We start from the raw sequence: 22,299 nt of genomic DNA on the forward strand, positions 1-22,299 counted from the left end.
GTATGCCTGCCCGTTATCGTAGGTGGGTGACCGAGTCCGGCGTTTCAGGAGGCTGCTCCACTTGGACCGAAGACCCGAAAGTTGGAGATGGCATCAATGGAGAACGGACCAGCTTTCAGCTGATTCCACTTCTTGCGGGTTTGCACCCACTGCGCGTGCTTAAATTGTGCGGCGTTTGCTGCATCGTGAAGCGCCGGATATCCAAAGTCGTCGGCATACTCGCGAAGGGCTGCCTGTCGCTCACGCCAATTGCCGGTACCTTGGTTAGCAAACGCGATATGTTCGAGGCACATGTGAAGGACCGTTGCCGCACAGCGTTCGCTCGATGAACGGTCTCTATATGACACAACACGATCAGCAAAGAGAACTGCTGCGTTGTTCTTTTCGATCGCTTCTGCGACGTCAATGTTGAAACCTGGAATGAAATGCGCACTCAAGGCGATGACTTCTTGCTGTTCCGTCGGCAGTGAGGAGTACCAGCCAAGGAAGTGGTCGAGCGGTGATTCAATATTTTCGTTTGACATAATTGAGTCGATCGGCACCAACTCTACCGACTCGGAAGTGGAGCGCGCCGCGCAAGCAAGGCGCGACCCGTATTGCACGAGTTTGGGCGCACCAACCATAATGTCGCTGTGCGGTGTTATTTCGTTATCCTGCTGTTTTGAGATGTCTGCAAAAGCTACGCGCGACATTGAGCGGCTGTTGTGGAGACGTGCGAAAAGCCCCGTTGGCCCTTTTTGGTCCACCCTTGGATTCGAGTGAGAGAGCGAGTGGGGTCTATGGGCGTGCATTCACCCGTATCCCGCATCCGGTGCCTTGCCACTCGCACGGCCTGCACCACGAGCCATCCCGCTGCCGAAGCCTAGTGTTTGCGGAAACTCCTTCCCACCAAGGTTCTCCGTTCCGAATGCAAACAGGATGCCATTCAGTCCGTATGTTATCCACCCGAGGAGACGCAGTGGATTCCAGAAGCAAGGGCTGCAAGGCTTACTGCCCACATGGAGTGGGCAGTAATCGCTAGAGGGCAGACTAGCTGAGAAGGACAGCGAGACACCCTGGGGTTCCCAAGCTGGGTGGGGATGCTCCGTCATACCAAACTTCGGGAGGCCGTCGTCGCAGAGACTGCCTCACCGTTGCCTTCGTTTCCCCGCGTACTTCCAATCGAAGCGATACGATCAGCCCAGCTATTAGAGGCCGAGCTCCGACAAGCCGGGATGATCATCCGGCCGACGGCCCAGGGGCCAGTGATACTTGCGCTCGGATTCCTTGATCGGCATGTCGTTGATGCACGCATAGCGGCGCTGCATGAGGCCATCCTCGCCGAACTCCCAGTTCTCGTTGCCGTAGGAGCGGAACCAGTTGCCCGAGTCGTCGTGCCATTCGTAGGCGTAGCGTACGGCAATGCGATTGCCGCCGAACGCCCACAGTTCCTTGATCAGACGATACTCGTGCTCCTTCTTCCACTTGCGCTCGAGGAACGCCTGCGCTTCCGCTCGATTGTTCGCGAACTCTGCGCGATTGCGCCATTTCGTGTCGAGCGAATAGGCGAGCGCGACCTTGGCGGCGTCGCGCGAATTCCAGCCATCTTCCGCGAGACGGACTTTCTCGATAGCGGATTCGCGTGTGAAAGGAGGAAGCGGCGGACGGAGTTCAGTGTTGGTCGACATGGTGTTACCTCAGTGGCTGGTGGATGAAGACCCGATACCGGGCCGAAGGGTGGATAAGAGCAGTGCTGCGTGTTCTCGATCGCTTAGTCTGGCGATTAGCCCTTGTGCAGGGCGGACTTCGCTCGCTTACACCGCGAAGGTGATGTAACCGCCCGAGTGCGTCATGATGTGCGCCCAACGCACGGCCGCGTACAGCCCCTCGGCGCATGCAAAGTCGCTGCCGTCAATCGCGACGACCCACTGGTCTTCTTTGAGGCGAAGCGCGAGTCGTTGGTTGTCGACCAGGTCGCTGTACCAGCGCCATGTGGCCGGATTCGACTTATCGGCCTGCAGAGCCTGATGAAGGGCAGTGACTTCGCAATCTGAGGGGCACATGACAGTCTCCTTGACGTACCGACCTTGAATGATTGAGACAGGTCTGTCTCAATATTGGTGTAGACAGGTCTGTCTGTCAAGAAATTTCTGTGCCTCTCGGCGCCTGTGCAGAGACAGGTCTGTCTGCCATAATGGAGGCATGATTTGGCAAAAAAGGGGCCGAAATGTCACAACCCTCCGCACGCGACCGGATATTGGAAACCGCGGCGCGCCTGTTCTATCAGGACGGGTTCCGTGCCACGGGCATCGACAAGATCATCGCCGAGTCAGGCGTCGCAAAAATGTCGCTTTACCGGCACTTCGCCTCCAAGAGCGAACTTATTGCAGCGTTCCTGGACCGTCGTCATGAGTTCTGGATGCGCTGGTTTGTCGACGAGGTGGAGGCTCGTTTTGCTCAGCGTGCCGAGTTGTCCGTCGTCGCGGAAGCCCTAGGTGAATGGTTCGCGCAGGAAGACTTCCGTGGTTGCGCCTTTATCAATGTGGTCGCCGAAGCTGGATCGACGGGAGACCCAGGGCACCTTCAGCAGGCCGTATCCCATAAGCACGCGCTTGAGCAGTACATTTCTGAACTCGCTGGCCGCCTCGGGCTCCAGTCGCCTGCTACCGTCGCCGCAGATGCGATGATCTGCGTGGAAGGCATGATTGTGCGCTATCAGGTGACACATGATTCGACAGTGGTGGATTCGGGCAAGCGTGTACTGGCGAGAATCGAAGAAGGCGCGTCAACAAGGCGAAGGTCTAAAGCTGCCTGACGGGGCCATTTCTGCGTGGACATCAATACCCGTGTCGAGTTTCATGGACGCATAGGCCTCTCATCCAAGTAACAGCTCTTCCAGTTGTACAGAGGCACCCCGTCGTCGTCCAGCGTTCGCGCCACCCGCCTGTGCACTTGCTTCCCGTGTGCACAATTCGGACGCCAATGAAGCAGGTCGGCCGACCCTCTCCATCGGCGTTCAATCGCTCGCACACGAAGGAAACCTTCGTACAGAGCAAGGCCGTCTGCGGTCGTAACGAGAGCCATCGGGACGTTGAATTTCAGCATCGACAATCCGGACTCCTGCCCTTTTGGCGCAGTCCAACCTTGAGGCGAGACGTAGTCCTCGGGATTCGCCATGCTCGTGAGGACTTGCACGTTGTATTCGGCAGCAGTGTCCTGATCGGTGGCGCTCGATCGAATCACGCTAACGGACAGATACGACGGTGTGTCCTGAATCGCCCGACGGATTTTTTCGACTCCCGCGGCATTTCGCTTCGAAAACTTGCCGGTGTCCGTGTCTTTCCCACCACGCAAGTGCGAACCAAAAAGCGCATCGAAACGGTCGAAGCAGTCGAGAATCGCTTGCCGGCCATCGGGGCGCGAGCCGCCATCAAAAAAAACGGTGCCAATTACGCCCGGCAGCAAACCCATCCGCTCGCCGTCGAGGTGTAGGTGCAGATGTTCGTGATAACGCGAAAGCGCTTGTGCGGGTGTGAGAATCGGTTTCGCGCTCTGATCCGTCATCATTGCTTGTCCTGAGTGAGGTGGTTCATATGACACCGGTTAGCCCGCCGCCAGAGCGGGGGCAATCGCCACCGACGCCGCTGCTTCTGCCGCGGTGATTCCGAGTAGCGCAGCAAGTGCCGCCACCGCCTCAGCCCCGGCAGCAATAATGGCCACGAGCGCCGCCAAAATCGCCAGCAAAGCGTCGGCGATCACGATTGCGATCGCGACGGCTGCGACCACGATCACGATGACGGCCAGCGCCTTCACAATCGTCATGCCGACCTGCCCCCAATCGATAGCCTTGAGGGTTTCCCATGTCAGGTCCGCTTCTCGCTTGAGTGCTTCCCAACCCGCCTTCAGTTGTGCGGCCGTATACGCGGCGATTCTGCGGCCCTGTTCGTCAAACCACTCCCATGTTTCTGTTGCCTTGTTGAGAACCCAACGGCCTGCAGTGAACAGCCACGGCGCATGTTCATGCAGGAACCGGCTCGTTTCTTCGGAAACGTAGGCATATCCACGCTTCGTCGCGTCCCACAACGCCGCCGCGCCTTCTCCGACCGCTTCGCCGGCTTCTTCCCCATGACGTTCGACCCAGTTCCACCAGTCCTCGTACCAGACGGATGAGGGATAGGCTCAACTGTCCGGATAGGCACGCGCTCACGCTTCTTCTGCTGCTCCGTCTCTCGCATCGGTACATCTTTGAGCACGCGTTGCCGAACCTTTTCGAGCTCTCCATTGCAATCGCTGACGTCGATGACGGACATGCGCTCTTTGAATTCGCCGGCGATCAGTTGATAGTCAGCCTCCTGACCCGGGCCCCAATCGTCACCAGGAAACTTGATCTCCACAAGGCGCAACAGATTATCAACGTGAGGGCCGCCTTCGCGGTCGATGACACCACGGCCGGGCCACCGATCCATCGGACGCTCTACCACAACGACGTCGGGTCGACGCAGAGCGCCAGGCCTCCGGCCGGGCGGGAACGGGTTTGTACTGTGACGCCTGCCGTCGGGATCGGACCGCTGCGATCCGGCCGCCGGTGTCGCATTTCGACGCACCTGTCGCCCCGCTCCCCATGCGGAAGCGGCGGACCCAAGCCCGCCGCTGCGCCGTTCGCATTCGAACCCGTTCGAATGCCGCCCGCAGCCCTACTTCAGCCGCGTCGCGATTTCGTTGGCCATCGCCTTCATCGCCGCCTTGGTCGGCGCATCCTCGGCCAGTGCGTTCAGCAAACCGAAATCGTGAATCGTGCCGTCATATCGCGTGGTCGTCGCATCGACGCCGGCTGCGTCGAGCTTGCGGCCGTACGCTTCGCCTTCGTCGCGCAGCACGTCGAACTGCGCGACCTGGATCAGCGCGGGCGGCAATCCCTTCAACTGCGTGGTGCTCGCACGCAGCGGCGATGCGTAGATCTCGTTGCGTTGCGCTTCGTTCTTCGTATAGGCGTCCCAGAACCACTTCATCATCGGCCGGGTCAGGAAGTGCCCCTGCTGATACGCGTTGTACGAACCGGTATTGAAGTCGTGGTCCGTCACGGGCCACAACAGGCCCTGGAAGCGGATCGCCGGGCCGCCCTTGTCCTTCGCCATCAGCGCCACGACAGCCGCCATGTTCCCGCCGACGCTATTGCCGACCACCGCGAGGCGGCTGCCGTCGACACCGATTTCCGCGCCGTGCGCGGCGACCCACTTCGTCGCCGCATACGCCTGGTTGATCGCGACCGGGTAATGCGCTTCCGGCGACGGCGTGTAGTTCACGAACACCGCGACGGCGCCCGATTGCACCACCAGATCACGCACCAGGCGCTCATGCGTCGGGAAGTCGCCGAGAATCCAGCCGCCCCCGTGGAAAAACATGAACACCGGCGGCGTGCCCGCCGCGCCCTGCGGGCGCACGATCGTGATCGGCACCGACAGGCCGTCCTGCTCGATCGTTCGGTTCGATACGTCGATGCCGGACAGGTCGACCTTCGCGCCGCGCTGGGCATCGACCAGCACCTGACGCGCCTTCGCGGGACTCAGCGTTTCGAGGCCCGGCCCCTTCTGGCCGTTCAGCACGGCGAGGAACCCGCTGGTCGCCGTATCGGGGCGGACGCCGTCGGTGCCGGCGGCAAAGGCGACGGGGGCGGTGAACACCGCGGCCGCAACGGCAGCGGCGATCAGCAGCGGCTTGACGATCTTCATGATGAGACTCCTTGGTTCAACCGGTGAATGCAATGAATGGCGATGGATTCGTTCGCAGTACGTGCGATCAGACGAGCGTCAGCGTGACGTCGATGTTGCCGCGCGTCGCGTTCGAGTACGGGCAGACGATGTGCGCGCGATCGATCAGCGTTTGCGCGGTTTCACGGTCGAGGCCCGGCAGCGAGATCTTCAGTTCGACTTCGATGCCGAAGCCGTTCGGGATCGCGCCGATGCCGACGCTGCCTTCGATCGCGGCATCCGCGGGGATCGCGATCTTGTCGCGGGCCGCGACGAACTTCATCGCACCGATGAAGCACGCGCTGTAGCCGGCCGCGAAAAGTTGTTCGGGGTTCGCGCCGGCGCCGCCCGCGCCGCCGAGTTCGCGCGGCGTGGTCAACTTCAGGTCGAGACCGCTTTCGGGCACCGTGGCACGGCCGTCACGGCCGCCGGTGGCTTTTGCATGAGCGCGGTACAGAACTTTTTCGATCGACATGACAGACTCCTTTTCAATAATGAGTGAGTGAAACAGCCTTCCAACCCCGGATCGCGCGCGACGGCTTGGCGGCCGGCATCGCGCTTGTTTATCTATCAATAGATAGACAGATATCCCCAAAAAATGCGGATGATTGAATTCATCCGCCCGCTCATCTATCTACCACAAGATAGATAGCAAGCCCCGCAAAAGGCGGCGAACCGGCTGACTACCCGCCCCGTCCGTCAGGACCGGGCTTTCCAGACGGCCTCGACATCCTCGAGACGCGCCCGCGTATGAAACAGCCGGCTGGCCAGCACGCTCCCCTGAAACGCCGCGTACAACGTGCGCGCCGCCGTTTCCGGCTTGCCGCTGAACTGCAGCGTGCGTTCCTTCGCGCCCTGCGCCAGCAACTCGGCGAGCCACTTCTCGTTGGCCTTGAAGAAGGCCTGAACCGCCTGCCGCACGCTCTCCGGCAACGATTCGATGTCCGCCGCGAGCATGCCGCACAGACAGATCTGGTTGCCATCGCCGAGCGTTCTGCCGAATAGCTTCGTGTAGAGGCTGAGCTTGACGTCGGCCGGCAACGCCGAATCGATCGCGCGCATCGCCGCAAGCACTTCGTCGCTGTACGCCGCCACCGCTTCCAGCACGAGATCGTCTTTCGACGGGAAGTAGTAGTGGATGCTCGACGTCTTCACGCCTACCAGATCGGACAGGTCTCGATAGCTGAAGCCGTTGTAGCCGCGCAGCATCATCAGCGTGATCGCGTGGTCGAGAATCTGTTCGCGGACGGTCGATTTCGTTTCCATGGATCGCACTTTATCTACTCGTAGATAGATAGTCAATATCTTTTTTATGGGGCGACGAAAGCCAGCCTTCGCGCGCGAGCAATCGCGGCGCGAACCGGTGCTCGGTAAACATCGGCGGCTCGCCTGCTCGAAGGCCCATGCCAGTCGGCGCTTCGACGGATTCCACCGCCCCCCTCGCCAAACACCCCAACCATCACAAATCCTTTAACTTTCCGTGAGGACTTAGACACCGGCCGCTGCCTACTCTGTGCGCATGTTTTCAGGACCCTGCTTCAAGGAGCCCGTCATGCCCACCCGCAGACATCTGCTGTTCGCCGGCGCCGCCGGCCTCGCCACGCTCGCGGCGCTGTCGTCGGCTGGCCGCCGTGCGCTCGTCGGCCGCGCGTTCGCCGCGCCGCCCGCCGCCCCGTTCGAGATCACCCGCAGCGACGCCGAATGGCGCCGCCGCCTCACGCCCGCCCAATACACGGTGCTGCGCAATGCCGGCACCGAGCCGCCGTACAGCAGCCCGCTGAACGCCGAGCACCGCCGCGGCACGTTCGCGTGCGCCGGCTGCGACCTCGCGCTGTTCTCGTCCGACACCAAATTCGACAGCCACACCGGCTGGCCGAGCTTCTGGAAGCCGCTCGACCACGCGGTCGCGACCGAGAGGGACCCGTCGTACGGGATGGCGCGCACCGAAGTGCACTGTCGCCGCTGCGGCGGCCACCTCGGCCACGTGTTCGACGACGGCCCGCCGCCCACCGGCCTGCGCTACTGCATGAACGGGCTGGCGCTCGCCTTCCACCCGGCCGCCGCCTGACGGGCCGCCGCTTCTGAACGACCGGAGACTGCCCCATGCTGCTCATCGTCCTTGCCTATCTCGGCGGCGTCCTCACGATCCTGAGCCCGTGCATCCTGCCCGTGCTGCCGTTCGTGTTCGCGCGCGCCGACCAGCCGTTCGTCCGTACCGGCCTGCCGCTGCTGATCGGCATGGCGCTCACGTTCGCCGTCGTCGCGACGCTCGCCGCCGTCGGCGGCGGCTGGGTCGCGCAGGCCAACCAGGCCGGCCGCTGGCTCGCCATCGTGCTGCTCGCGGTGTTCGGCCTGACGCTGCTGCTGCCCCGTTTCGCCGAACACCTGACGCGCCCGCTCGTCGCGGCCGGCAACCGGCTCACCGGCTTCGCGCAGCGCGACGGCCGCCCGGCAGGCCCCCTGTCGTCGCTGCTGCTCGGCGTCGCGACCGGCCTGCTGTGGGCGCCGTGCGCGGGCCCGATCCTCGGGCTCGTGCTGACCGGCGCCGCGCTGCGCGGTGCGAGCGTCGGCACGACGGTGCTGCTGGTCGCGTATGCGGCCGGTGCGGCGACGTCGCTCGGCGTCGCACTCGTGATCGGCGGCAAGGTGTTCGCCGCGATGAAGCGCTCGCTCGGCGCCGGCGAATGGATCCGGCGCGGGATCGGCGTGGCGCTGTTGGCTGGCGTCGGCGCGATCGCGCTCGGCCTCGATACGGGTGCGCTCGCGCAGTTGTCGACGGTCACGACGGGCAGCCTCGAGACGAAGCTCGTCGACCGGCTCGGCGGGCGCTCGAACGGTGCGCCGGCCGCCCCGTCCTCGACGAGCAACACCGGCAACGCCGGTAGTGGCACGGCGAGCGGCGCGATGATGGCCGCGGCGACCGATGGCGCACCGGCGGCCGGCAGCGCGATGATGCGCACGGCCGGCACGACGCCCGCGATGCAAGCGGCCGCGCTGCCCGTCGAAGGCACGCTGCCGTCGCTCGACGGCGCCGTGCAGTGGCTGAATTCGCCGCCGCTGACCGCGGCCGGCCTGCGCGGCAAGGTCGTGCTCGTCGATTTCTGGACCTATTCGTGCATCAACTGTCTGCGCACGCTGCCGTACACGACCGCGTGGGCGCACAAGTACGCGCCGTACGGGCTCGTCGTGATCGGTGTGCACGCACCGGAGTTCGCGTTCGAGCGCGACATCGGCAACGTGAAGAAGGCCGTCCATGACCTCGGCATCGACTACCCGATCGCGATCGACAACGGCTATGCGATCTGGCGCGCGTTCGGCAACGAATACTGGCCCGCGCACTACTTCGTCGACGCGCAGGGGCGCATCCGCCATCACCACTTCGGCGAAGGCGAATACGCGCAGTCGGAACGCGCGATCCAGTCGCTGCTCGCCGAAGCCGGCCACCCGGAAGCGCTGAACGTGCCGCTCGGGCTTACCGGCGCGCCCGCGAAAGGCGCGCTCGCGGCAGCCGACAGCGCGGACGTCCGCTCGCCCGAAACCTATGTCGGCTATGCGCGCGCGGAGGACTTCACGTCGCCGGGCGGCGTCGTGCGCGACGCGTCACACCGCTACGACGCACCCGCTCACCCCGACCTGAACAACTGGGGCCTCGCCGGCACGTGGCAGGTCGGCGCCGAGCGCGCGACGCTCGCCGCGCCGGCCGGCCGGATCGTCTACCGCTTCCATGCGCGCGACCTTCACCTCGTGCTCGGCCCGGGGGCGACCGGCAAGCCGGTGCGCTTTCGCGTGACGCTCGACGGCGCGGCGCCCGGCTCGGCCCACGGCGCCGACGTCGACGCGCAGGGCTACGGCACTGTCACGGGCCAACGTCTGTATCAATTGGTGCGGCAGCCGGGCGCGATCGCCGACCGTACGTTCTCGATCGAGTTTCTCGATCCGGGCGTCGACGCGTATGCGTTCACGTTTGGTTGAGTGCCGCGGCCCGGACACCTTATTTCATCCCTCGTTTTCGAAGGAGCAATTCATGATCCCGACCTCCACTCGCAGTTCCGCACCGAAGCGGGCGGCCACGCTGCGCCGCATCGGCGCGATCGCCCTCGCGGCGGCCGCCGTGTTCGGCTACCAGCGTGTCGTCAGTTCCGCGGAACCGATGCGTACGGTTCCCGCGCCGACGCTCGACGAAACCCCGGGCACCTCCCACGAGGAAACCGCCGTGATCGCCGGCGGCTGCTTCTGGGGCGTGCAGGGCGTGTTCGAGCACGTGAAGGGCGTGAAGCAGGTCACGGCCGGCTATGCGGGCGGCGCATCCGAAACCGCGCATTACGCGCTGGTCGGCAGCGGGCTGACCGGCCATGCGGAATCGGTGCGCATCGTCTTCGACCCGACGCAGGTCACGTACGGCCGGCTGCTGCAGGTGTTCTTCTCGGTCGCGCACGATCCGACCGAACTGAACCGTCAGGGCCCCGACGAAGGCTCGCAATACCGGTCCGCGATCTTCCCGACCACCGCGCAGCAGCGGGCCGTCGCGACCGCGTACATCGCGCAGCTCGGCACCGCGCACACGTTCGCGTCGCCCGTCGTCACGCGCGTCGAGCCGTACAAGGGCTTCTATCCGGCCGAGGCGTATCACCAGAACTACCTCGAGCTGCATCCCGACGCGCCGTACATCGCATTCAACGACATGCCCAAGGTTGCCGGGCTGAAGCAGCGCTTCCCCGCGCTGTATCGTCCCGACGCGGTACTGTGGCGCGACGCCCATCTGTGACAGGCAACCGGCGGCGCGGCGGCCGGCCAGCGGCATGACGCGGCCGGCCCGCGCCGCCGGCCGCGTTTGAGCTGCATCAACGAAACGCATGCCGCGCCGACGGGGCAAACCCCGATCAGGTCAGCTTGACGGGCCAACTTCGCGTAGACTTCTCCAGATCAGTCCCCGCCGCATCACGCGGCGCCCGGAACTCACCAGCTTGCCAGGAGGCGTCACGCATGCGCGCAGTGCCTTTGTCTGACAGCAGCACCCTTGAACAACCGTCCACCGGCGCAGTCGTGCGCGACCTGCGCCGCGTGCCCATCCATCCCGACCACTGGTATCCGCTCGCGTGGTCGCGCGAGCTCAAGCGCGGCAAGACGCTCGGCGTGCGCTTCGCCGGCGATCCGATCGTGCTCGTGCGCACCGAATCCGGCGCCGTGTATGCGCTCGAAGATCGTTGCGCGCACCGCCAGGTGCCGCTGCATGCGGGCGTCGTGTCCGGTGAAACGCTGCGCTGCTGCTACCACGGCTGGACCTACGCGTGCGACAGCGGCCGCTGCGTCGACGTGCCTTACCTCGGCCGCGACCGTTTGCCCAACGGCGTGCGCGCGTATCCGTGCCGCGAGGCGCACGGGCTGATCTTCGTGTTCCCCGGCGACGCGACGCTCGCCGACGAACGCCCGTTCCCCGCGCTCGAATCGGCGGACGACCGTGCATATAAAACGCGCCGCTTCGGCCGCGAGGTCAAGTGCCACTACTCGTTCATGCACGAGAACCTGATGGACATGAACCATCAGTTCCTGCATCGCAAGCAGATGGGACAGATGCGCGCGCGCAGCGTCGGCCGCCGGCGCGGCGACGACTGGGTGGAGGTCGACTACACGTTCGCGCGGATGGAAGGCAAGCAGCCGGTCGGCGAGGCGCTCGTGTTCGGCGCCAGCAAGAAGCCGGCCGACCAGTCCGACAAGAGCGTGATGACGGTGCGCACCCTCTACCCGTACCAGACGCTGCAGATCCGCTCGAGCGAGGGCACGCTCGTGATGGACCTGTGGATCGTCTACGTGCCGCTCGACGCGGAGCAGCGCACCAACCGCACGTTCGGCGTGCTGTCGATCCACAAGCCGGGCATTCCGTTCGCGCTCGATCTCGCGTGGCCGCTGCTCGTGTGGTTCACCGAGCGGATCTTCCGCGAGGATCGCTGGATCGTCGAGCGCGAGCAGGAAGCGCACGACCGGCAGGGCGCCGACTGGAACCACGAGGTGTTCCCGGTCATCAACGAACTGCGCGACCTGCTGCGCCAGTGCGGCGCGCGCACCGTGATCCCGATCCGCGAAGCGAACACGGGCGACGCGCGCTGACCGTCGCGGCGAGCGCGCGCGCCTTCGTCCGGTTCGCGCGCTTCCCCCGCTTCGCCCTCGCTCAGCCCGTGCGCTCGACCGGATGCGGCTCGCGCAGGCGGTTCGCGATGCGGGCGGCCTCGTAGTAGCCGGCGGCCGGCGGCCGCTCCAGGTAGCGGCCCGCGCCGCGCACCGCACGCAGCTCGCCGTCGGCCCATGCGAGCGCGCCGCGCGTGAGCGTGTGCGTCGCGACGCCCTGCACGGTCATTCCTTCGAACACGTTGAAGTCGACCTGCTGGTGATGGATCTTCACCGAGATCGTCTTCGTCGCGGCCGGATCCCACACGACGAGGTCGGCATCGGCGCCGACCTGCACGGCCCCCTTGCGCGGATACAGGTTGAAGATCTGCGCGGCGTTCGTCGACGTGATCCGCACAAACTCGTTCTGCGTGATGCGGCCATGATTCACGCCGTGATGCCACAGCACCGACATGCGGTCCTCGACGCCGCCGCAGCCGTTCGGAATCTTCGTGAAGTCCTCGCGGCCCATCGCCTTCTGCGACGCGCAGAACACGCAGTGGTCGGTCGCCGTCGTATGCAGCTGGCCGGCCTGCAGCCCGCGCCACAGCGCCTCGCGATGCTCGGCCGAGCGAAACGGCGGGCTCATCACGTGCGCGGCCGCACGCGTCCAGTCCGGGTCGCGATAAACGGCCTCGTCGATCACCAGGTGACCCGGCAGCACTTCGCCGAACACGCGCAGCCCTTCGCTGCGCGCGCGCGTGATCGCATCGACCGCGTCCTTCGACGACACGTGCACGATATACACGGGCACGCCAAGCACCTGCGCGATGCGGATCGCGCGGTTCGCGGCCTCGCCCTCGACCTCCGGCGGACGCGACAGCGGATGCGCCTCCGGCCCGGTCATTCCACGCGCGAGCAGCGCCTGCTGCAGCCGGAACACGAGTTCGCCGTTCTCCGCGTGCACGGTCGGCAGCGCGCCGAGTTCGAGCGAACGCGAGAAGCTGTTCACGAGCACCTCGTCGTCGGCCATGATCGCGTTCTTGTACGCCATGAAGTGCTTGAAGCTCGACACGCCGTGCTCGCGCACGAGCGTGCCCATGTCGCGGTGCACCGATTCGTCCCACCACGTGACGGCCACGTGAAAACCGTAGTCGGCCGCCGCCTTCTCGGCCCAGCCGCGCCATTCGCGGAATGCGTCCATCAGCGGCTGCTTCGGGCTCGGGATCACGAAGTCGATGATGCTCGTCGTGCCGCCCGACAGCCCGGCGGCCGTCCCCGAATAGAAATCGTCGCTCGCCGTCGTGCCCATGAACGGCAGTTCCATGTGCGTATGCGGATCGATGCCGCCCGGCATCACGTACTGGTCGTGTGCGTCGACCACCGTCGCGCCGGCCGGCGCGTCGATCGTCTCGGCGATCTGCAGGATCGTGCCGCCGTCCTGCGGGTCGGCACACAGTACGTCCGCGCGATAGGTGCGGTCCGCATCGACCACGGTGCCGCCGCGAATCAGGATTGCCATGTCGTTGCCTCCTCGTTGATTGTCGGGTGCCGCATGCATTCACGCATCACGCATCACGCGCTCGCGATCTGCGCGCGCTGTGCTGCGCGCCACTTCATCCAGGTGCCGTACACGCCGGACGCCAGCACGAGGCCGACGAACCACGCGTACGTGTAAAGCGTGTTGAAGAAGGCCGGCACGTTGGGGAACGACGCCGGGAATGCGGTGTGCAGGAAGCCGGGCAGGTTCGGCAGCACGCCGATCGCGAGCGCGGCCAGCGCGGCCGGGTTCCAGCCGCGCGCATAGCTGAAGTCGCCGCGCTCGTCGAACAGCGCGTGCGTATCGAGCCGCGTGCCGCGAATCAGGAAGTAGTCGACCATCAGGATGCCCGCGACCGGGCCCAGCAGCGCCGAATAGCCGACGAGCCAGGTGAAGATGTAGCCGTCCGTCGTCGCGAGGATCTTCCACGGCATCATCACGATCGCGATCGTCGCGGTGATCATCCCCCCGGTGCGATACGAGATCGCCTTCGGCCACAGGCTAGAGAAATCGTAAGCGGGGCCGACGAGGTTCGCCGCGAGGTTGCAGCACATCGTGTCGAGCGTGAGGATCACGAGCGCGATGCCGACGCCGACACCGGTCATCCGGCTCGTCAGGTCGATCGGATCCCAGATCGCGTTGCCGTAGATCACGACGGTCGCCGACGTCACGACGACCGACACCACCGACAGCAGCGCCATCGGCAGCGGCAGCCCGATCGACTGACCGATCATCTGGTCGCGCTGCGAATGCGCGAAGCGCGTGAAGTCGGGAATGTTCAGCGCGAGCGTCGCCCAGAAGCCGACCATCGCGGTCAGGCCCGGCCAGAACGTCGCCCAGAAGAGTCCGGCCTTCTTGCCGCCCGCGACGAATTGCGACGGCGCCGACAGCATCGAGCCGACGCCGCCCGCCTGCGACGTCGCCCACCATACGAGCGCGACGCACATTACGACCTTGATCGGCGCCGACCAGCTCTCGAGCCAGCGGATCGAATCGGTGCCGTGCAGGATGAAGTAAAGCTGCAGCGCCCAGAACACCAGGAAGCACGCGAGCTGCCCGAACGAGATGCCGATCACCGGCAGCGCCGCGCCGTGCAGCGCGTTGCCGGTCAGGATGTTCAGCAGCGTGTAGATTGCGCTGCCGCCAAGCCAGGTCTGGATGCCGTACCAGCCGCACGCGACGATCGCGCGCAGCAATGCCGGCAACTTCGCGCCCTGCGTGCCGAACGACGCGCGCACGAGCACCGCGTACGGAATTCCGTGCTTCGCGCCCGCATGGCCGACCAGCAGCATCGGCACGAGCACGATCAGGTTGCCGAGCAACACGGTCAGCACCGCCTGCCACGGCGACATGCCTTCCTGGATCAGCCCGGCCGCGAGCATGTACGACGCGATGTTCATCACCATCCCGACCCACAGCGCCGCGAAGTGGTACCACCGCCATGTGCGCTGCGCCGCCGTCGTCGGCGCGAGGTCGTCGTTGTACAGGCTGCCGGCCGGCGCCGCGGCGCTGTCGGCATCGGCGGGAATCGCTGCTGGTTTCATCGAAAGCGCTCCACGTAAACGTCGGCGCCGGCATCGCGCGATGCCGGCGAAACAGGACACAAGCGGCGGCGCGGCCCCTCCCGCGCCGCCGGCCGCCGGTCAGGCCGCCTTCGCGTGCTTCGCGGGTTCCACCGGGCCCGCACCCGCGTCGGCACGCGCCGGATTGTTCGGATGCGTGGTCCAGTTCGCATAGTCGCCGGCGTCGACCCGCTCCATCGTGATGCATTGCTCGACTGGACACACATGCATGCAAAGATTGCACCCGACGCACTCCGCGTCCACCACTTCGAAATGCCGCACGCCGTCCTTCTGGGCGGTGATCGCCTGGTGCGACGTGTCCTCGCACGCGATATGGCACAACCCGCACTGGATGCAGCGGTCCTGGTCGATGCGCGCCTTGATGTCGTATTTCAGGTTCAGGTATTTCCAGTCGGTGACGTTCGGCACCGCGCGGCCGCGGATGTCGTCGAGCGTCGCGTAGCCCTTCTCGTCCATCCAGTTCGACAGCCCGTCGGCGAGATCCGTCACGATCCGGAAGCCGTAGTGCATCGCGGCGGTGCATACCTGCACGCTGCCGGCGCCGAGCACCATGAACTCGGCCGCGTCGCGCCACGACGAAATCCCGCCGATGCCGGAAATCGGCAGGTTCGGCGTTTCCGGGTCGCGCGCGATCTCCGCGACCATGTTCAGCGCGATCGGCTTGACCGCGGGGCCGCAATAGCCGCCGTGCGTGCCCTTGCCGTCGACGGTCGGCATCGGCGCCATCTGGTCGAGGTCCACCGCGACGATCGAGTTGATCGTGTTGATCAGCGACACGCCGTCCGCGCCGCCCTTGTAGGCGGCGCGCGAGCCCATCCGGATGTCGCTGATGTTCGGCGTGAGCTTCACGAGGCACGGCAGCTTCGTGCCTTCCTTGACCCAGCGCGTGACCATCTCGACGTATTCCGGCACCTGCCCGACGGCCGCGCCCATCCCGCGCTCGCTCATCCCGTGCGGGCAGCCGAAGTTCAGCTCGACCGCGTCGGCGCCCGTGTCCTCGACGAGCGGCAGGATCCATTTCCAGTCGCGCTCGTTGCACGGCACCATCAGCGACACGATCAGCGCGCGGTCGGGCCAGTCGCGCTTCACCTGCGCGATCTCTCTCAGGTTCACGTCGAGCGGACGGTCGGTGATCAGCTCGATGTTGTTCAGCCCGGCGATCCGCTGGCCGTTCCACTGCACCGCGCCGTAGCGCGAGCTGACGTTGACGACGTGCGGATCGAGCCCGAGCGTCTTCCAGACGACGCCGCCCCAGCCCGCCTCGAACGCGCGATTGACGTTGTAGGCCTTGTCGGTCGGCGGCGCGGACGCGAGCCAGAAGGGATTCGGCGAAGTGATGCCTGCGATGGTGCAGCGAAGGTCGGCCATGTTCGGCTCCGTGAAAATGGGGCGTTTATCGTGATCCGCGCGGCATGCGCGATGCCGTTGCGTGGGCCGCGCTCACGCGGCCTTGGCGTCGCGCTGCGCGAGCGCCGCGTCGATCGAAGCCGAGGCGCGCTTGCCGTCCTGCACGGCCTGCACCGTGAGGTCGATACCGCCCGTCGCCGCGCAATCGCCGCCGGCCCACACGTCGGGCAACGCGGTGCGTCCGTCCGCATCGACCGCGATGCGTGTACCGTCCGCCGTCAGCAATGCGGCCGCGATGCTGTCCGGCACCAGCGTCTGGCCGATTGCCTTCAGCACCATGTCCGCGTCGACGGTGAAGCGTTCGCCCGACGCGACCTCGAATTCGACGCCCGTCACGTGCCCGTCCGCGCCCGCGATGCGCACCGGCTTCGCGTGCGTGACGAGCGTGACGCCGCTCTTTTGCGCGAACTCGCGTTCGGCCCACGTCGCGCTCATCGCGTCCACGCCGCGCCGGTACACCATCGTCACGCGTTCGGCGCCGAGCTTGCGGCTCTGCACGGACGCATCGATCGCCGTGTTGCCGCCGCCGATCACGACCACGCGCCGCCCGACCGGCACGTTCTCCAGCCCGTCGGCCTGTCGCACCTGCTCGATGAAGTCGACCGCGTTCATCACGCCGGTCAACTGCTCGCCGTCGATCGCGAGCGTGCGCACGCCGCCCAGGCCCATCGCGAGAAACACCGCATCATGCTGCTCGCGCAATGCGTCGAGCGTCACGTCGCGGCCGAGCGCGACGCCCGTCTCCAGCGCGATACCGCCGACCGACAGCAGCCACTCGACTTCGCGCTGCGCGAAATCGTCGACGGTCTTATACGCGGCGATGCCATATTCGTTCAAGCCGCCCGCCTTCGGCCGCGCGTCGAACAGCGTGACGCGATGGCCGGCCAGCGCGAGCCGGTGCGCGCAGGCGAGCCCGGCCGGCCCCGCGCCGACCACCGCGACATGCCGCCCCGTATCGGGCGCACGCGTGAAGCGCACCGCACCGGTCGCCATCGCCCAGTCGGTCGCGTGCCGCTGCAGCGCGCCGATCGCGACCGGCTGCGCGTCCTGGTGATTGCGCACGCACGCGCCTTCGCACAGGATCTCGGTCGGACACACGCGTGCACACATTCCGCCGAGTGGATTGGCAGACAGGATGTCGGTCGCCGCGCCCTTCAGGTTGCCGTTGCCGATCTTGCGGATGAAGCTTGGGATATCGATCTGCGTCGGACAAGCCTGCACGCACGGCGCGTCGTAGCAGTAGTGGCAGCGGCTGGCGGCGGCCGCGGCGGCAGTCGGATCGAGCAGCGGCGCGATATCGGCGAATTCGCACGAGAGTTGCGTGGACGTCAGGCGATGCGCGGCGATATCGCCGGTTGGCTTGGTGGTCATACGCGTTCCTTCGACTGGGTGGAGACGAAGCCGTCCCCGCCGGCTGCGAACGCACAGTCGGGTCGGCTATATTTTGGAGTGCTACGGTCAGGCGATGGGCAGCCTGCCGGCCGCGCTAGATTCGATCCGTCATGAAGCCGGCTCGCATGCACGCGAGAGCATCGCGTGCAGCAGCACGTTCGCGCCTGCCTCGATCCACGCAGGCGTCGCGTCCTCGATCTCGTTGTGGCTGATGCCGTCGACGCAGGGCACGAACACCATCGACGTCGGCGCGACCTGGGCCAGATAGCACGCGTCGTGTCCCGCACCCGACACGATGTCGCGATGCGAGTAGCCGAAGCGGTCGGCCGCGTCGCGCACGGCCGCCACGCAGGCCGGATCGAACGCGACGGGCTTGTAGTAGAAAATCTGCTCGAGCGCGGTCTCGAGCCCGATCTCGCCCGCGATGCGCGCGACGCCGTCGCGCAGCGCAGCGTCCATCTTCGCGAGCACGGCATCGTCCGGATGACGGAAATCGACGGTGAAGAACACGCGGCCCGGAATCACGTTGCGCGAGTTCGGATGAACCTGCATCATCCCGACCGTCGCGCAACCGAACGGCGCGTGATCGAGGCCGATCCGGTTCACGAGATCGACGACGCGCGACGCGCCGAGCAGCGCGTCGCGGCGGCGCGGCATCGGCGTGGGCCCCGCATGCGCTTCCTGGCCGGTGAACGTGATCTCATACCAGCGCTGCCCCTGCGCGTCGGTCACCACGCCGATCGTCTTGCACTCCGCTTCGAGAATCGGCCCCTGTTCGATATGCAGCTCGAACGCCGCATGCAGCTTGCGGCCGCCGCACGGCACGTCGCCGGCATAGCCGATGCGCGCCAGTTCCTCGCCGATCGTCTTGCCGTCGACGTCCTTGCGCGACAGCCCGTATTCGAGCGAAAACACGCCCGCGAAAACGCCCGACGCGACCATCGCCGGTGCGAAGCGCGAGCCTTCCTCGTTGGTCCAGATCACGACCTCGATCGGATGCTCGGTCTCGATGCCGTGATCGTTCAGACTCCGAATCACCTCGAGGCCGCCGAGCACGCCGTAGATGCCGTCGAAGCGGCCGCCCGTCGGCTGCGAATCCGCGTGCGAGCCGGTGACGACCGGCGCCGCGTCGGCCACGCGCCCCGCGCGACGCATGAATACGTTGCCCATCGTATCGACCGTCACCGTGCAGCCCGCCGCCTTCGCCCAGCCGACGATCAGGTCGCGGCCGGCCTTGTCGAGATCGGTCAGCGCGAGGCGGCAGACGCCGCCCTTCGGCGTCGCGCCGATCTTCGCCACCTCCATCAGGCTGTCCCACAACCGTCTGCCGTCGACCTTGATCGACGTGTCGAATGCTGCCCGCTTCACTGTTTCCGATACCGTGTCCATTCGTATCGCTCCTGTGGGGTCGGTCATGTCGTGATCCGGTCGATGCCGGTGCACGCATTGCTGCTGTCGGGGCAAACCCCCGCACCTGCGAGGTGCAGGTGCGCATCGTTCGTGCGATTCGTCCGATCGATCGGCGGGGCGCTGGCACTGCGTTTCGCTGCTCGTCGAATCCTGTCCGATTGGACAGGTTTTAGACCATCAAAATGTCGAGCGCAACGTCTTTCTTGCGTGACCTGTTCGAGCGAGAACCGTGCCATCGCATCGCAGCATCGCGCCCGCACGAATGCATCGCGCAGGTGCGTTCGATGCGGACCTGCGACTAGAATGAAGCCCAACGCGGCACCCATGCCGCGCGAGGGCAACGATGAGACATGACGAAGCGGCCACCGCAGCCAGCGGCCACGACGAAACGGGCACGCCTTTGCGGCGACGCAAGGCGCACATCCGCGAGTCCAACGAAGCGCATCTGCTGGCCTGCGCGGAAGCCGTGTTCGCGGAGCGCGGGCTCGACGGCGCGAGCACCGCGATGATCGCCGAGCGTGCCGGCCTGCCGAAGGCGAACCTGCATTACTACTTCCCGACGAAGCTTGCGTTGTACCGCCGTGTGCTCGATGACCTGTTCGAAGACTGGCACCGCGCGGCCGGCTCGTTCGAGGCCGGCGACGATCCGGTCGTGGCGATCGGCAGCTACGTGCGGGCGAAGATGGATCTGTCGCGACGGCGCCCGCTCGGCTCGAAAGTGTGGGCCAACGAGATCATTCACGGCGCCGAGCACATGCAGGACATTCTGTCGGAACGTGTGAAGCCGTGGTTCGACACACGCGTGAACGTGATCGAAGGCTGGATCGCGCGCGGCCTGCTTGCACCGATCGATGCGCACGCATTGATGTATCTGATCTGGGCGACCACGCAGCACTATGCGGATTTCGATGCGCAGATCCGCGCACTGAGCGGCAAGCGTGCATTCACGCAGAAGGCCTTCGCCGAGAAGACCGAGCACGTCGTGCAGCTCGTGATCCGCGCATGCGGTGCGGTGTCGCCGGGCGCGAGCGCGTAGCGCGATCGCGTTCCCGGGAAAACAAAACGGGCGACGGGCACGATGCCCGCCGCCCGCGTCGCGAGAGACGGCGTACGTGCCGTCCCGCGCGTGACGCGTGAACGTGTTCGCGTTACGCGACGCGCTCGATTGCGATCGCCGTCGCCTCGCCGCCGCCGATGCACAGCGATGCGATGCCGCGCTTCAGGCCATACGATTCGAGCGCGGCCAGCAGCGTCACCATCACGCGTGCACCCGATGCGCCGATCGGATGGCCGAGCGCACACGCGCCGCCGTGCACGTTGACCTTGTCGTGCGACAGGTCGAGATCGCGCATCGCGGCCATCACGACCACCGCGAAGGCTTCGTTGATCTCGAACAGGTCGACGTCGCGCAGGTTCCAGCCGGTTTTTTCGGTCAGCTTGCGAATTGCACCGATCGGTGCCGTCGCGAACAGGCCCGGCTTGTTCGCGTAGGTCGAATGCCCGACGATCACGGCCTTCGGCGTGAGGCCGAGCCGCTCCGCTTCCGAGCGACGCATCATCACGAGCGCGGCCGCGCCGTCGGAAATCGACGACGAATTGGCCGCCGTCACCGTGCCGCCTTCGCGGAACGCCGGCTTGAGCGTCGGAATCTTGTCGAGCTTCGCCTTGCCCGGTTGCTCGTCGATCGAGACCACCGCTTCGATCTTGCCGGCCTTCACGGTCACCGGCGCGACCTCCGACGTGAAGCGCCCTTCCGCGATCGCACGTTGCGCGCGCGTCAGCGACGCGATCGCGAACGCATCCTGCTCCTCGCGCGTGAACTGGTAGGCCTGCGCGCAATCCTCCGCGAACGTGCCCATCAGCCGGCCCTTGTCGTACGCGTCCTCGAGCCCGTCGAGGAACATGTGGTCGAGTACCTGGCCGTGACCCATGCGCATTCCCGCGCGCGCCTTCGGCAGCAGGTACGGCGCATTGGTCATGCTCTCCATCCCGCCCGCGACCGCCACGTCCGCCGACCCGGCCAGCAGCAGGTCGTGCGCGAACATCGCGGCCTTCATCCCGGAGCCGCACATCTTGTTGACCGTGGTCGCGCCTGCGGCCAGCGGCAATCCGGCCTTCAGCGCGGCCTGCCGCGCCGGCGCCTGACCCTGGCCGGCCGGCAGCACGCAGCCGAACACGATTTCATCGATGCGCTCGGCCGGCACGCGCGCGCGCTCGAGCGCCGCGCGAATCGCCGCCGCGCCGAGCTCGCTCGCGCTGGCCCCGGCGAGGTCGCCCTGAAAACCACCCATCGGCGTGCGTGCAGCACCGACGATTACGATCGGATCCTGTGTCGTCATGATCGAGTTTCTCCAGTTCCAGTTTCAGCGCGGCGCCATGCGCAACGCGCCATCGAGACGGATGACTTCGCCGTTCAGCATCGTGTTCTCGGCGATGTGGCGCACCAGCGCCGCGAATTCGTCGGGGCGGCCGAGCCGCGGCGGGAAAGGCACGCTCTTGCCGAGCGCGTCCTGCACGTCCTGCGGCATGCCGGCCATCATCGGCGTCGCGAAGATGCCCGGCGCGATCGTCACCACGCGAATGCCGAACCGCGCGAGTTCGCGCGCGATCGGCAGCGTCATGCCCACCACGCCGCTCTTCGATGCCGCATACGCGGCTTGCCCGATCTGTCCGTCGAACGCCGCGACAGACGCGGTGTTGACGATCACGCCGCGCTCGCCTTGCGCGTCGGCGTCCTGCTTCGACATTACTTCGGCCGCCAGGCGGATCATGTTGAACGTGCCGACCAAGTTGATCGACACCGCGCGCGCGAAGCGCTCGAGCGAATGCGGACCTTCGCGGCCGACGACTTTCTCGCCCGGCGCGACGCCCGCGCAGTTCACGAGCGCATCGATGCGGCCGAACGCGTCGCGCGCGGCGGCGACGGCAGCTTGCCCGTCGGCTTCGCTCGTCACGTCGGTCTTCACGAAGCATGCAGCCGCACCGAGTTCGTGCGCGAGGCTCGTGCCGGCATCCTCATTGACGTCCAGCAAAACCGCCTTGCCGCCTTCGGCCACCACCATGCGCGCCACTGCGGCGCCGAGGCCCGAACCGGCGCCCGTAATCAGAAAAACGCGATCCTCGATATTCATTCGCACTC

General features: G+C 66.0%; 21 protein-coding genes. 6 read left to right on the forward strand and 15 right to left on the reverse strand.

Going from position 1 to position 22,299, the window contains the following annotated elements:
• Positions 1 to 44: 44 nt before the first annotated feature.
• The 3 genes from FFI87_RS34085 to FFI87_RS34095 form a co-directional block, all read right to left on the reverse strand.
• Positions 45 to 746, reverse strand: coding sequence for a hypothetical protein (locus tag FFI87_RS34085; protein ID WP_138850709.1), 702 nt, complete (start codon positions 744 to 746; stop codon positions 45 to 47).
• 441 nt (positions 747 to 1,187) lie between these two features.
• Positions 1,188 to 1,667 (reverse strand): DUF1348 family protein, encoded by a 480-nt coding sequence (locus tag FFI87_RS34090; protein WP_012372078.1) that lies wholly within the window; start codon positions 1,665 to 1,667, stop codon positions 1,188 to 1,190.
• 126 nt (positions 1,668 to 1,793) lie between these two features.
• Positions 1,794 to 2,042 carry a hypothetical protein gene (locus FFI87_RS34095; RefSeq protein WP_011660840.1) on the reverse strand — a complete coding sequence of 83 codons (249 nt, stop codon included), beginning with the start codon at positions 2,040 to 2,042 and terminating at the stop codon, positions 1,794 to 1,796.
• 164 nt (positions 2,043 to 2,206) lie between these two features.
• On the opposite strand from FFI87_RS34095, the gene FFI87_RS34100 reads away from it, so the two are divergent.
• Positions 2,207 to 2,794 carry a TetR/AcrR family transcriptional regulator gene (locus FFI87_RS34100; protein WP_011660841.1) on the forward strand — a complete coding sequence of 196 codons (588 nt, stop codon included), beginning with the start codon at positions 2,207 to 2,209 and terminating at the stop codon, positions 2,792 to 2,794.
• A gap of 41 nt (positions 2,795 to 2,835) precedes the next feature.
• Here FFI87_RS34100 and FFI87_RS34105 read toward each other — a convergent pair whose 3' ends face one another.
• From FFI87_RS34105 to FFI87_RS34125, 5 genes are all read right to left on the reverse strand, one after another.
• Positions 2,836 to 3,546, reverse strand: coding sequence for a type VI immunity family protein (locus FFI87_RS34105; RefSeq protein ID WP_175805912.1), 711 nt, complete (start codon positions 3,544 to 3,546; stop codon positions 2,836 to 2,838).
• A gap of 36 nt (positions 3,547 to 3,582) precedes the next feature.
• The gene (locus tag FFI87_RS34110) at positions 3,583 to 4,062 is read right to left on the reverse strand and encodes a hypothetical protein (protein ID WP_138850710.1); all 480 of its coding nucleotides are present in this window, start codon (positions 4,060 to 4,062) and stop codon (positions 3,583 to 3,585) included.
• Between the two features lie 611 nt (positions 4,063 to 4,673).
• Positions 4,674 to 5,708: an alpha/beta hydrolase gene (locus tag FFI87_RS34115; protein ID WP_012372081.1), complete on the reverse strand. Its 1,035-nt coding sequence runs from the start codon at positions 5,706 to 5,708 to the stop codon at positions 4,674 to 4,676.
• Between the two features lie 67 nt (positions 5,709 to 5,775).
• Positions 5,776 to 6,201 (reverse strand): organic hydroperoxide resistance protein, encoded by a 426-nt coding sequence (locus FFI87_RS34120; RefSeq protein ID WP_011880657.1) that lies wholly within the window; start codon positions 6,199 to 6,201, stop codon positions 5,776 to 5,778.
• Positions 6,202 to 6,425: 224 nt separating this feature from the next.
• A complete protein-coding gene (locus FFI87_RS34125) occupies positions 6,426 to 6,992 on the reverse strand; it encodes a TetR/AcrR family transcriptional regulator (protein ID WP_138850711.1) in 567 nt (188 codons plus the stop codon).
• 286 nt (positions 6,993 to 7,278) lie between these two features.
• Between FFI87_RS34125 and msrB the strand changes: the two genes are divergently transcribed.
• From msrB to FFI87_RS34145, 4 genes are all read left to right on the forward strand, one after another.
• Positions 7,279 to 7,794: a peptide-methionine (R)-S-oxide reductase MsrB gene (msrB, locus tag FFI87_RS34130; protein WP_138850712.1), complete on the forward strand. Its 516-nt coding sequence runs from the start codon at positions 7,279 to 7,281 to the stop codon at positions 7,792 to 7,794.
• Between the two features lie 35 nt (positions 7,795 to 7,829).
• On the forward strand, positions 7,830 to 9,698 hold the full coding sequence (locus FFI87_RS34135) for a cytochrome c biogenesis protein CcdA (RefSeq protein ID WP_138850713.1): 1,869 nt from the start codon (positions 7,830 to 7,832) through the stop codon (positions 9,696 to 9,698).
• A 52-nt stretch (positions 9,699 to 9,750) separates the two neighbouring features.
• Positions 9,751 to 10,491: a peptide-methionine (S)-S-oxide reductase MsrA gene (msrA, locus tag FFI87_RS34140; protein ID WP_138850714.1), complete on the forward strand. Its 741-nt coding sequence runs from the start codon at positions 9,751 to 9,753 to the stop codon at positions 10,489 to 10,491.
• 218 nt (positions 10,492 to 10,709) lie between these two features.
• Positions 10,710 to 11,831, forward strand: coding sequence for an aromatic ring-hydroxylating oxygenase subunit alpha (locus FFI87_RS34145; protein WP_138850715.1), 1,122 nt, complete (start codon positions 10,710 to 10,712; stop codon positions 11,829 to 11,831).
• A 61-nt stretch (positions 11,832 to 11,892) separates the two neighbouring features.
• Here FFI87_RS34145 and hydA read toward each other — a convergent pair whose 3' ends face one another.
• The 5 genes from hydA to FFI87_RS34170 form a co-directional block, all read right to left on the reverse strand.
• Positions 11,893 to 13,350, reverse strand: coding sequence for a dihydropyrimidinase (hydA, locus tag FFI87_RS34150; RefSeq protein WP_138850716.1), 1,458 nt, complete (start codon positions 13,348 to 13,350; stop codon positions 11,893 to 11,895).
• A gap of 53 nt (positions 13,351 to 13,403) precedes the next feature.
• Positions 13,404 to 14,912: an NCS1 family nucleobase:cation symporter-1 gene (locus tag FFI87_RS34155; protein WP_138850717.1), complete on the reverse strand. Its 1,509-nt coding sequence runs from the start codon at positions 14,910 to 14,912 to the stop codon at positions 13,404 to 13,406.
• 99 nt (positions 14,913 to 15,011) lie between these two features.
• Positions 15,012 to 16,319 (reverse strand): NAD-dependent dihydropyrimidine dehydrogenase subunit PreA, encoded by a 1,308-nt coding sequence (gene preA / locus FFI87_RS34160; RefSeq protein WP_012372089.1) that lies wholly within the window; start codon positions 16,317 to 16,319, stop codon positions 15,012 to 15,014.
• A 72-nt stretch (positions 16,320 to 16,391) separates the two neighbouring features.
• Positions 16,392 to 17,729 (reverse strand): NAD(P)-dependent oxidoreductase, encoded by a 1,338-nt coding sequence (locus tag FFI87_RS34165; protein ID WP_138850718.1) that lies wholly within the window; start codon positions 17,727 to 17,729, stop codon positions 16,392 to 16,394.
• A gap of 129 nt (positions 17,730 to 17,858) precedes the next feature.
• Entirely contained in the window at positions 17,859 to 19,139 is a 1,281-nt protein-coding gene (locus FFI87_RS34170; protein WP_138850719.1) for a Zn-dependent hydrolase, read from the reverse strand.
• 364 nt (positions 19,140 to 19,503) lie between these two features.
• On the opposite strand from FFI87_RS34170, the gene FFI87_RS34180 reads away from it, so the two are divergent.
• Complete coding sequence (locus tag FFI87_RS34180; RefSeq protein ID WP_138850720.1) at positions 19,504 to 20,196, forward strand: TetR/AcrR family transcriptional regulator; 693 nt, start codon at positions 19,504 to 19,506, stop codon at positions 20,194 to 20,196.
• A gap of 112 nt (positions 20,197 to 20,308) precedes the next feature.
• Here FFI87_RS34180 and FFI87_RS34185 read toward each other — a convergent pair whose 3' ends face one another.
• Entirely contained in the window at positions 20,309 to 21,499 is a 1,191-nt protein-coding gene (locus FFI87_RS34185; protein ID WP_012372093.1) for an acetyl-CoA C-acetyltransferase, read from the reverse strand.
• A gap of 24 nt (positions 21,500 to 21,523) precedes the next feature.
• Complete coding sequence (locus FFI87_RS34190) at positions 21,524 to 22,291, reverse strand: 3-hydroxyacyl-CoA dehydrogenase (protein WP_138850721.1); 768 nt, start codon at positions 22,289 to 22,291, stop codon at positions 21,524 to 21,526.
• Positions 22,292 to 22,299 lie beyond the last annotated feature (8 nt).

It is taken from the genome of Burkholderia sp. KBS0801, from assembly GCF_005937855.2.
In the GTDB taxonomy this organism is placed as follows: domain Bacteria; phylum Pseudomonadota; class Gammaproteobacteria; order Burkholderiales; family Burkholderiaceae; genus Burkholderia; species Burkholderia ambifaria.